The sequence below is a fragment of the Pantoea sp. WEP genome (genome assembly GCF_041678305.1).
Lineage (GTDB): Bacteria > Pseudomonadota > Gammaproteobacteria > Enterobacterales > Enterobacteriaceae > Pantoea > Pantoea dispersa.
This window is the reverse complement of record NZ_JBGNXB010000001.1, coordinates 2,525,612-2,536,855: the sequence shown is the minus strand read 5'-3', so window position 1 is coordinate 2,536,855 and position 11,244 is coordinate 2,525,612. Positions and strand designations below refer to the sequence as shown.

The 11,244-nt window shown below is 58.5% G+C and carries 7 protein-coding genes; 5 read left to right on the top strand and 2 right to left on the bottom strand.

The genetic code is table 11. The annotated features are described in order from the left end of the window. Window positions 1–157: 157 nt before the first annotated feature. Together ABVR31_RS11770 and ABVR31_RS11765 are read left to right on the top strand one after the other, a co-directional pair. Entirely contained in the window at window positions 158–2,359 is a 2,202-nt protein-coding gene (locus ABVR31_RS11770) for a TonB-dependent receptor (RefSeq protein WP_372772837.1), read from the top strand. 313 nt (window positions 2,360–2,672) lie between these two features. Next, entirely contained in the window at window positions 2,673–2,849 is a 177-nt protein-coding gene (locus ABVR31_RS11765) for a hypothetical protein (protein ID WP_021506450.1), read from the top strand. On the opposite strand, the gene ABVR31_RS11760 is transcribed toward ABVR31_RS11765, so the two are convergent. Beyond that, window positions 2,846–3,985 (bottom strand): beta-glucosidase, encoded by a 1,140-nt coding sequence (locus tag ABVR31_RS11760; protein WP_372772835.1) that lies wholly within the window; start codon window positions 3,983–3,985, stop codon window positions 2,846–2,848. The genes ABVR31_RS11765 and ABVR31_RS11760 overlap by 4 nt on opposite strands. Window positions 3,986–4,137: 152 nt before the next feature. Here ABVR31_RS11760 and ABVR31_RS11755 point away from each other — a divergent pair, with 152 nt between their 5' ends. Then, window positions 4,138–5,598: a phosphatidylserine/phosphatidylglycerophosphate/cardiolipin synthase family protein gene (locus tag ABVR31_RS11755; protein WP_021506448.1), complete on the top strand. Its 1,461-nt coding sequence runs from the start codon at window positions 4,138–4,140 to the stop codon at window positions 5,596–5,598. A 40-nt stretch (window positions 5,599–5,638) separates the two neighbouring features. On the opposite strand, the gene mdoC is transcribed toward ABVR31_RS11755, so the two are convergent. Next, window positions 5,639–6,784, bottom strand: a complete 1,146-nt coding sequence (gene mdoC, locus ABVR31_RS11750) for a glucans biosynthesis protein MdoC (protein WP_372772833.1) — start codon at window positions 6,782–6,784, stop codon at window positions 5,639–5,641. A gap of 278 nt (window positions 6,785–7,062) precedes the next feature. Here mdoC and ABVR31_RS11745 point away from each other — a divergent pair, with 278 nt between their 5' ends. After that, window positions 7,063–8,598, top strand: coding sequence for a glucan biosynthesis protein G (locus tag ABVR31_RS11745; protein WP_182688977.1), 1,536 nt, complete (start codon window positions 7,063–7,065; stop codon window positions 8,596–8,598). Then, entirely contained in the window at window positions 8,591–11,143 is a 2,553-nt protein-coding gene (gene mdoH / locus ABVR31_RS11740; protein WP_372772831.1) for a glucans biosynthesis glucosyltransferase MdoH, read from the top strand. The genes ABVR31_RS11745 and mdoH overlap by 8 nt, the downstream gene beginning before the upstream one ends. Window positions 11,144–11,244: the final 101 nt, after the last annotated feature.

The window sequence follows — 11,244 nt, the reverse complement described above, 5'->3', positions numbered from 1 at the left end:
ACCTTTTATTCCCGTCGTCCGGCGGGAATCTTCCTCCCCGATGTTGCCTCTGGCGGTAACACACCGCCGGATTTCGCTTGCATTTAGCTGTACGCTGCGCATAATCGCAAACCGCAATAATAATGATTCTCAGTATAGTTTGCATCAGGGGATAACCATGCGCAGAACGCCTTTCAATCCCGGAATGAAACCGACGCTGCTGGCCATGCTGGTCAGCGCCGGTTGTTTGCCAGTGATGGCTGCTACCACTAACACCAGTAATGCTCCTCAGGGCGCTAACGAACAGCAGACGCTGACCGTTACCGCCACGCCGCAGAGTGAATTCAAACCCGGCGGCAACGACTTAGTACCGGCCTTTCTTGACGGCCAGATTGCCCACGGCGGTCGCCTCGGCATGCTGGGCGAGCAAAACGCCATGGACGTGCCGTTCAACGTCATCGGCTATACGGCAAAAATGATTCAGGACCAGCAGGCGCAAACCATCGCCGATGTGGTGCGCAACGATGCGGGCGTGCAAAACGTAAAAGGTTACGGCAATTTTGCTGAAACTTACCGCATTCGGGGGTTCACGCTCGACGGTGATGATATGACCTTCGGCGGTCTGCCGGGCGTGGTGCCGCGCCAGGTGATGGACGCTTCGCTGATCGATCGCGTGGAGATCTTCAAAGGCGCGAACAGTCTGGTTAACGGCGCAGCCAGTTCCGGCGTCGGCGGTATGATCAACCTCGAGCCGAAACATGCCGAAGATACGCCGATCAATCGCGTTGGCCTCGATTACACCTCCTCGTCTCAGGTTGGCGGAACGCTGGACGTGGGGCGTCGCTTTGGCGATAACAATCAGTTTGGCGTGCGGGTTAACGCCGTGCATCGCGAAGGTGAAACCGGCGTTGACGGCGAGAAAAAACGCACCACGGCGGCTTCGGTCGGTCTTGATTATCGCGGCGATCGGCTGCGCACCTCGCTGGACGTTGGCTATCAGAAGAAAACCTTCCATGACGGCTTACAGGGGGTGAAATTCGCCAGCGCCGGCGTGATCCCGGCGGTGCCGTCAAATTCGCACAACTACAGCCAGAAATGGGTGTACAGCGATATGGAATCTGAATTCGGTATCGCCAAAGCAGAATACGATATTACCGACAGCTGGACGGCCTATGCCGGCCTCGGCGCACAGCACGCTCATGAAACCGGCAACTACGGCGCGCCGACCATTACCAACAGCAACGGTGACGGCACCATCAGCAGCTTCTACTCCAACCGTATTCAGGACAACATGAGCGGCATGGTGGGGCTGCGCGGTGAGTTCCACACCGGTTTCGTCAGTCATAAAGTCAACGTGGGTTACTCGGCGCTGACCACCAATGCCAAAAATGCCTACGACATGTCGCTGGTGGGCACGCCGTTTAATATCTACCACAGCGGTGACGTGGCGGAACCGGCGGCCACTTTCGCCGGCGGCAAGTTCTCCGATCCGCTTACCACGTCACGCACCCGCACCCAGGGCTATCTGCTGAGCGATACGCTGGGATTACTGGACGATACGCTGCTGGTGACCGTTGGTGCTCGCCATCAGAAAGTGGTGGTGCGCAGCTATAACTACAACACCGGCGCGGAAAGCGTTGATTCGCGCTTCACCAACGACCGCTGGATGCCAACGTACGGCGTGGTCTACAAGCCGTGGAAAGAAGTGGCGCTGTACGCGAACCATACGGAAGCGCTGCAGCCTGGTGAAGTGGCCCCTAAAGACGCCGTCAACTATGGCACTGTGACCGGCGTGGCGCACTCGAAGCAGAATGAGATCGGTGTGAAAACGGATTTCGGCCGCATCGGCGGCTCGCTGGGGCTGTTTGAAATCCATAAACCGTCCGGCCTGATCAACAGTGACAATGTCTACGTCATGGATGGCGAGCAGCGCCATCGCGGCGTGGAAGCCAACGTGTTTGGTGAGCCGGTGCTGGGCCTGCGCCTCAACGCCAGCGCCACCTGGATCGATCCGGTGATGAAGAAAACCGCCGGCGGCACTTACGATGGCAAACAGGCGATCGGCGTGCCGCGCTACACCTACGTGCTGGGCGCGGAGTATGACATCAAGCCGGTGGAGGGGCTGACGGCCACGGCGCTGCTCAACCACAGCGGCTCTCAGTACGCCAACTCGGCCAACACCCTCAAGCTGGACAGCTATACCACGCTGGATCTCGGCATGCGTTACCGCATGAAGGTGAATCAGAACGATCTGGTGTGGCGCGTGGCGGTCGAAAACGTCACCAATGAGAAGTACTGGTCAAACGTTGATGACACCGGCACCTATCTCGCGCAGGGCGACCCGCGCACGCTGAAAATCAGCATGAGCTACGATTTCTAAGCGGCCACCACGGGGCGTAATGACGCTCCGTGGTCTTTTCCGTCAGAAATAGTGCTGTACGTTGGCCGCTATTCCATTACACTCTGTGCGGCAATCCCGCTGAAAAACGCCTCTTTCCTGTTGAGTCATCATGAGTTCACCCGCGCCACCTGACGATCACGACGAACCTTTACGGCAACCGCTGGATGATGCGCACTTCGCCATTGTGGTACTTGCAGTGACCTCGGTTACCCTTATAATCTTCGTCCTGATGCTTACATTATGGATGAGCTGAGGCCAGCAACCGACTACGGACGCCCGCAAGGAGATGCCGATGGAATCCCGGGATGACAAACTGATCGCCATCATTGGACTGCTTTCCGCCTGCCTGATCGGCGTAGTGTTCCTTTTCACCATGACCTGGCTGACGGACGTGCGCCATCCAGCCGATCCGTCACTGGATGTACAAACCTGCCCGCCTAAAACCGCCAGCCCGGTGCAGCACTCTTAATCGTGGGTGCGCCATTTAATCTGCTGACTGCGTAACTCCAGCGCCAGCGCTTCGTGCAGGGTGCGATTGCCATTGGGATCGCCCAGACCAAACAGCGCGCCAGGCGAGCGCCGATCGTCGGCCCACGCCGGATACTCCACCACCGGATAGAGCGAAATGCCTTCCAGCGCCACGCCCTGCGCTAAGGCCAGCCGTGCTTCATCACTGACATGCCGCAGCCAGGGCGCGCGCGCGTCGCCTTCCGCGCCGGTTTCCGCCAGCAGCAGCGGGCGCTGATAACGCTGCCAGCACTGCATCAGCAGCCGGTGCAGCGGCTGACGCTGCGGATGGTCGGGCGGAATGGTGTCGCCGGAGAAGAACCAGTGGTTGTCGGGATAATAGTTCAGCCCCAGGATGTCGAGAAAATCGGGCTGACCACCCAGCTCCGGCGCATCGCGTCCTGCCAGCCAGTCCCAGGCTTCAAACTGCGCCTGATGCTGGCTGTCGGCATAAGGTTTGCTGTCGGGGTTATGCGGATCGGCGGCGATCTGCACCAGCGGGTCGGTCAGCACGAAGCGGGCGTCCGGATAGACGTCGCGAATGGCGTGCATGGCCGTCAGCGAGGCGCGCACCAGCTGACGTTTCAGTTCGCGACCGCGTGCGCTGGCATAGGGATCGAGCCACGAGACATCGGCGCCGGCCCAGGACCAGAAGGATATCTGATTGATAGGCGTAAAGAACGGCTGCTCCACGCCCTCATCCCGCATCAGCTCAGCCATGGCGCGCGCGAAGCGGCCAAAGTGCTCCACAAACGCCGGCTTCCAGATATCGAGATGATCGGGGTAGCCAAAGTGCGCCAGCTCCCAGATGATTTGTAAATCATGGCGCGCCGCCGCGTGAATCATCGGCAGAAAGGTGCGCCAGTCGTATTCACCTGGCGTAGCCTCAATCAGGTGCCAGCGGGCGCCGTCGCGCGCGGTGCGCAATCCTTCCTGCGCCAGCGCGGCGTAATCTTTCTCCAGCAGCATGTCGTGGCCGCTGCTGATGACCATATCCAGTCGTCGCCCGCCGCTGCGGCAGGCGGTAGAGCAGGGGAAGCTGCCCTGAAAAAAGCTGCGAAATAGCCGGGGCTGATGGCGCGGGGATAGCTGAGTCATGATCTTCTCCTCACGAAGAACGCCGGATGCAGAACGCCTGGCTAAGTCTAGACTAAATTAACGCCGCACCCGACGCAGAAGTAGACGGCTCTGATTGCCTTTACGTGCGGTGATACCAACAATAACAGCTTCAGGGTAAGCAGGGATTGAGTATGAGCGAAGCGGCACTGCGTTCCTCACGCGAACGGCCGGGCGACGGGCTGAGAGAACATGCGCAACAGCAATGTGCCCGTCATCCGGGACTGAGCGGCATTCATCCGCTGAACGATGGGCTGGATGCGTTTGCGGCACGCTATCTGCTGATGGGCATGGCGCAGCACACCATCGACGTCCAGTATTATATCTGGCACAACGACATGTCCGGGCGCCTGCTGTTTAGCGCGCTGCTGGATGCGGCGGAGCGCGGCGTGCAGGTGCGCCTGCTGCTGGATGACAACAATACGCCCGGGCTGGATGAAACGCTGGCCGAACTCGATCGGCATCCGAATATCGCCGTGCGGCTGTTTAATCCCTTCTCGTTTCGAACCCTGCGCGCGCTGGGCTATCTGACCGACTTCGCCCGCCTGAACCGCCGGATGCACAACAAAAGCCTGACCGTGGACGGCGCGGTAACGCTGGTGGGTGGCCGTAACATCGGCGACGAATATTTTGGCACCGGCAATGAGCCGCTGTTTACCGATCTCGACGTGCTGGCGCTGGGACCGGCGGTAGATGAAGTGGCGGAAGATTTCGCCCGCTATTGGCACAGCAAAGCGGTATCGCCGTTGCGCAGCGTCGTGGACACCGGCGCACCGCCGCATGAAGCGGTGCGTTTACCGCCGGAGTGGCAGCAGAGCGAGGCGGTGCAGCGCTATCTGGCGCGGCTGGAGAAATCCTCGTTTGTCAGCCAGCTGGAGCAGGGCTCGCTGAGCATGACCTGGGCACACACACGGCTGCTAAGTGACGATCCGCGCAAAGGGCTGGGCAAAGCGAAGCGCTCCTCTTTGCTGCCGCAGCGCATGCTGGAGGTGATCGGCACGCCGCAGCAGCAGTTCGATATTATTTCGGCCTATTTTGTCCCGACCCGGGCCGGGGTGGCACAGCTGCTGGCGCTGAAGCGGCGGGGCGTTAAGATCGCCATCTTAACCAACTCGCTGGCCGCCAATGATGTCACCGTGGTTCACGCCGGCTATGCGCGCTGGCGCAAGAAGCTGCTGCGTCACGGCATTGCGCTCTATGAACTGAAGCCGCAGGCCAATGCCGCGGATGCCCCGCACGATCGCGGTCTGACCGGGAATTCCGGCTCCAGCCTGCACGCCAAGACTTTCACCGTCGATAACCGCAAAGTGTTTATTGGCTCGTTTAATTTCGATCCGCGTTCGGCGGTGCTGAACACGGAGATGGGGCTGGTGATTGAGAGCGAAGCGCTGGCGCAGCAGACCCATCAGCGCTTCAGCAGCGGCATGCGCGACCGCGCCTGGGCACTGCGACTGGATAAGTGGGGCCGCGTTAACTGGGTGGAGTACAGCGGCGAAGCGCGGGAAGTGGTGCATAAGCACGAGCCGCAGTGCACGCTGTTGCAGCGTTTGCTGGTGCGGCTGGTATGGCGTCTGCCGGTAGAGTGGCTGCTATAGCCGGGCTGCACCGCGCGCAGCCCGGCAGATAAGTACGCCGTTACGTCTGCGCGGAGGTCTCTGGTTTGCGCTGCGGCTTGCCGGAGAACAAAAAGCGCAGCAGCGGGATACGCAGATGAATCTCGTACAGGGCAAAGGCAACGCCAAACACCATCAGCAGGCCGACAAAGAAGCCCAGCGTATTACTGCTGATGTGTGGCGTAACGTAGATGCCGTACAGGATGGTCAGCGGATGGTGCACCAGATAAATAAACAGCGAAGCGTTCACCAGATACATGATGCGCGGCGAGTGACTGTTCAGCAGCTTGTGGCCGAAGCTGAAGCAGACGTTCAGCATACACAAGCCCATCAGCGTAGAAATGATGGCATCAAGCTCGTACAGCCAGCCTTCACCGCTGCTGTAGCGCTGATTCAGGCTGTATGCGACAAACACCGCAATGGCACCAAAGCACATCACCGGATTAAAACGCACAAACAGCGCTTTCAGCGCCTGATGTTTCCAGCTCAGTGCACCCAGCATAAAGAACGGCAGGAAGAACAGCGACTGCATTACCGCAATGCTGAACAGGCCATCCATTAACAGCGCGGGAGCAACGTGAAAAATCAGCCGGCGGAAGGCGCACCACACCAGCGCATAGGCCAGCAGGGCCAGCGTCAGCTTGCCCCAGCCAACCTGCTGATAATCGATGCGGCGCTGCTGATCGCGCAGCCAGCGGAAGCTCAGCATGCCAAACGCGGTGAGAATCACCAGTACCAGTAAAAACCACAGGTGCGAAATCAGATCCCACATCAGCGCGTTGTACTTGTCATACAGCGAGAAGTTTGCCCAGTCGCCGACTTTGCTGGTGAGATTTTTCAGCATAAAAAACTGCGGCAGGGTAATGAGCGGCACCGCGGTTAACAGCGGAATGCCGACGCGCTCCAGCCGCACCTTCAGCCAGCGGTTGGGCTGATAGCGCAGATAGAGCATATACGAGAAATAACCTGAAATAACAAAGAACACCTGCATGCGGAAGGCGTGAATAAAATCATTCAGCACCGTCAGCCACAGTGAGGCGTCCTGGCTGTTAACCGACCAGCGTTGGGTCGAGTAAATCAGCGAGACGTGGAAAGGCACGCCCAGCAGCATTAAATACGCTCGAATCGAGTCGAGGAAATATTCACGTTCGGGTTTGGCTGAACTCATAAGCTTCCGGTTTGTCAGTTTACTTGCCGGTTTCACCCTGAAACCGGATTATGCCGGACGAAATTCTACCGGCTGTAAACAGCGTATACTATCAGGTGAATCTGTTTCTTAATCTTCCGGGTTTAATTATCCGAAAAGTACACTTTCGGCTTACGAATCAGGGGAACAATCTTTTACATAAGCTGTCGGAAAACCGAATAATCCTTTAAGATAAATGGGTTTGATCTAAGCACACGAAAGGGGGGGATGTGCTGACTAAAGTGAAGAATAATGGCGGGCTGGTGAAGATGCGCTGGGTAGGCGCAGCAGTTCTGCTGGCGTTGTACGCCAACAATAGCTGGGCGTTCAACATTGATGATGTGGCAAAGCAAGCTAAGGCGCTGGCAGGGAAAGGTTTTGAAGCGCCAAAAAGCAATTTACCCTCTCAGTTTCGTGAAATGAAGTTTGCTGACTATCAGCAGATCCAGTTTAACCACGACAAAGCATACTGGGGCAAACTGCGCACGCCGTTTAAGCTCGAGTTCTATCATCAGGGCATGTATTTCGACACGCCGGTGAAAATCAATGAAGTCACCGCGTCTTCGGTACGTGAAATCAAATATAACCCTGACTACTTCAATTTCGGCAACGTGAAACACGATGCCGATGCGGTGAAAAACCTCGGTTTTGCCGGTTTCAAAGTGCTGTATCCTTTAAATAAAAAGGGTAAAGACGATGAGATTACCAGCTTCCTGGGTGCCAGCTATTTCCGCGTGATTGGCGAAGGCCAGGTGTATGGCCTGTCGGCGCGTGGACTGGCGATTGATACCGCGCTGCCTTCCGGTGAGGAGTTCCCGCGCTTTAAAGAGTTCTGGATCGAGCGGCCGAAGCCGCAGGATAAACAGCTGGTGATTTATGCGCTGCTGGATTCTCCGCGCGCCGCCGGTGCCTATCGCTTTGTGATCCAGCCGGGCAAAGAGTCCACCGTGGACGTGCAGTCTAAAGTGTATCTGCGTGACAACGTCGGCAAACTCGGCGTAGCCCCACTCACCAGTATGTTCCTGTTTGGCGCTAACCAGCCGTCGCCGGTCAGCAACTTCCGTCAGGAACTGCATGATTCAAATGGCCTGTCGATTCACGCCGGAAATGGCGAGTGGATCTGGCGTCCGCTCAATAACCCGAAACACCTGGCGGTCAGCACCTTTACCATCGAAAACCCGAAAGGCTTCGGTCTGCTGCAGCGTGGCCGTGACTTCAGCCATTACCAGGACCTGGACGACCGCTATGATCTGCGTCCAAGCGGCTGGGTTGAGCCGCAGGGCGACTGGGGCAAAGGCCGCGTAGAGCTGGTGGAGATCCCGACGGCAGATGAAACCAACGATAACATCGTGGCCTTCTGGACGCCGGAGAGCCTGCCAGAGCCAGGCAAAGAGATGAACTTCAAATATCGTCTGCACTTTACGCGTGATGAAAACCAGCTGCATCAGGACGATGTGGCCTGGGTGAAAGACACGCTGCGTTCTGCGGGCGATGTGAAGCAGTCTAACCTGGTGCGTCAGCCGGATGGTTCCATCGCCTTTACCGTGGACTTTGTCGGTAAAGCGATGAGCAAGCTACCGGAAAACACCCAGGTGGCGCCGCAGGTCAGCGTCGGTAACAACGCCGACGTGGTCGAGCAGAGCGTACGCTACAACCCGGTCACCAAAGGCTGGCGTCTGGTGCTGCGTCTGCGCGTGAAAGACAACAAGCAGCCGACCGAGATGCGTGCGGCGCTGGTGAGCGGCGACAAGACATTGACGGAAACCTGGAGCTATCAGTTACCTGCCAATGAATAAATCGACTTATTTACCTCAATCTTACGTGGAGGCGCTGCCGCTTGATGCGGCAGCACGCGCCACGCTCAGCGCCTCGCTGCAGAATGCGCAGGCGTTTCATGCCATTCACAGCGCGCTGGGGCAGGATATCGCCGCCAGCGAACGGCCGGACGATGCGCCGCTGAAATCGGTCTCGTCGCGCGTATCCATGGCGTGGCCGGATTCGCTCGCCGATGGCCAGCAGCTCAGTAAAGATTATCTCGACCGCACCACGCTGAAGGCGATGCCGCCGGTGAAGCGTTCGCTGATGTTCCCGGAAGCCTGGCGGACTAACCCGATCGCGCGCGCCTGGGATTCACTGCGCGGGCAAAAAGGCAACCCACGCTATGCCACGGTGGAAGAGCAGAAAGCGGAAGACAAATGGCGCCACGTAGGTTCCATGCGTCGCTACGTGCTGCTGATTCTGACCATTCTGCAGACCGTGGTCGCCACCTGGTACATGAAAACCATTCTGCCGTATCAGGGCTGGACGCTGCTCGATCCGGTCGAGCTGTTTAACCAGAACTGGCTGCAGTCGGTGGAGCTGATCCTGCCGTATATTCTGCAGACCGGCATCCTGTTCCTGTTTGCCATCCTGTTCTGCTGGGTATCGGCTGGTTTCTGGACTGCGCTGATGGGCTTCCTGCAGCTGCTGATCGGTCGCGATAAGTACAGCATCTCGTACTCGACCACCGGGGATGAGCCGCTCAATCCGGAACATCGCACCGCGCTGATCATGCCAATCTGTAACGAAGACGTGGAACGCGTGTTCGCCGGTCTGCGCGCCACCTGGGAGTCGGTGAAACGCACCGGTAACGCGGAGCATTTCGACGTTTACATCCTGAGCGACAGCTACGATGCCGACATCGCCATCGCCGAGCAAAAAGCGTGGATGGAGCTGGTGCGGGATGTCGGTGGGGCGGGCAAGATCTTCTATCGCCGTCGTCGCCGCCGCGTGAAGCGTAAAAGCGGCAACATCGATGACTTCTGCCGTCGCTGGGGCAGCAACTACAGCTACATGGTAGTGCTGGACGCCGACAGCGTGATGAGCGGTGAGTGTCTCACCGGTCTGGTGCGCATGATGGAAGCGAACCCGAACGCCGGTATTATCCAGTCGTCGCCAAAGGCGTCAGGCATGGATACGCTGTATGCACGCTGTCAGCAGTTCGCCACCCGCGTTTACGGGCCGCTGTTTACCGCTGGTCTGCACTTCTGGCAGCTGGGCGAATCGCACTACTGGGGGCACAACGCCATCATTCGCGTGCAGCCATTTATTGAACACTGTGCGCTGGCGCCGCTGCCGGGTGAAGGCTCCTTCGCCGGTTCGATCCTGTCACATGACTTCGTGGAAGCGGCGCTGATGCGTCGTGCCGGCTGGGGCGTGTGGATCGCCTACGATCTGCCGGGTTCTTATGAAGAGCTGCCGCCGAACCTGCTGGACGAGCTGAAGCGTGACCGTCGCTGGTGCCACGGCAACCTGATGAACTTCCGCCTGTTCCTGGTAAAAGGCATGCACCCGGTGCACCGCGCGGTGTTCCTGACCGGCGTGATGTCCTACCTGTCGGCACCGCTGTGGTTTATGTTCCTTGCGTTGTCGACCGCCCTGCAGGTGGTGCATACGCTGATGGAACCGACCTACTTCCTGCAGCCGCGTCAGCTGTTCCCGGTGTGGCCGCAGTGGCGTCCGGATTTGGCGATTGCGCTGTTCTCCACCACGCTGGTGCTGCTGTTCCTGCCAAAACTGCTCAGCGTGGTGCTGATCTGGTTTAAAGGGGCGAAACCGTACGGTGGCGCATTCCGCCTGTTCCTCTCGCTGCTGCTGGAGATGCTGTTCTCAGTGCTGCTGGCACCGGTGCGCATGCTGTTCCACACCGTGTTTGTGGTCAGCGCGTTCCTCGGCTGGGAAGTGGTGTGGAACTCGCCGCAGCGTGACGATGATGCCACGCCGTGGAGCGAAGCGTTCCGTCGCCACGGTTCACAGATGCTGCTGGGCATTGTCTGGGCCGTCGGGATGGGTGTGCTCGATCTCAACTTCCTGTGGTGGCTGGCGCCAATCGTCTTCTCGCTGATTCTGTCGCCGTTTGTCTCGGTGATGTCAAGCCGCGCCACGGTCGGGCTGAAGAGTAAGCGTGCCAGGCTGTTCCTGATCCCGGAAGAGTATGAGCCGCCGAAAGAGCTGGTCGACACCGATCACTATCTGCAGCTGAACCGTGAACGTGCGCTGAAGCATGGCTTTATGCATGCGCTGTTCAATCCGGCGTTCAACGCGCTGGCGATGGCGATGGCGACATCGCGCCATAAGCAGAGTGCACTGCTGGATCACGCGCGCGATCGCCGCGTCGATCAGGCATTGAGCGATGCGCCGGAAAAACTGAATCGCGAACAGCGTCTGCAGCTGATCAGCGACCCGGTGGTGCTGGCGCGCGTGCACACGCGCTTGTGGGAAAGTGCGGATAAATATCATCAGTGGGTAGAGAGTTATCAGAAACTCACGCTTAACCCGCAGGCGCTGCCTCAGCGCGCCTGACAGGCTAACGGTGATGAAAAAGCGGCAGCGATGCCGCTTTTTTTATGCCTGCGCTTCAGCGAAGTGCTTAACGCGCCTCACACAATATTTACGCATAAAGA

Excerpts from the sequence above, each read along its gene's own strand:
- ABVR31_RS11770 (WP_372772837.1), top strand. The coding sequence starts at position 158 with ATGCGCAGAACGCCTTTCAATCCCGGAATGAAACCGACGCTGCTGGCC.
- ABVR31_RS11765 (WP_021506450.1), top strand. The coding sequence starts at position 2,673 with ATGGAATCCCGGGATGACAAACTGATCGCCATCATTGGACTGCTTTCC.
- ABVR31_RS11760 (WP_372772835.1), bottom strand. The coding sequence starts at position 3,985 with ATGACTCAGCTATCCCCGCGCCATCAGCCCCGGCTATTTCGCAGCTTT.
- ABVR31_RS11755 (WP_021506448.1), top strand. The coding sequence starts at position 4,138 with ATGAGCGAAGCGGCACTGCGTTCCTCACGCGAACGGCCGGGCGACGGG.
- mdoC (WP_372772833.1), bottom strand. The coding sequence starts at position 6,784 with ATGAGTTCAGCCAAACCCGAACGTGAATATTTCCTCGACTCGATTCGA.
- mdoH (WP_372772831.1), top strand. The coding sequence starts at position 8,591 with ATGAATAAATCGACTTATTTACCTCAATCTTACGTGGAGGCGCTGCCG.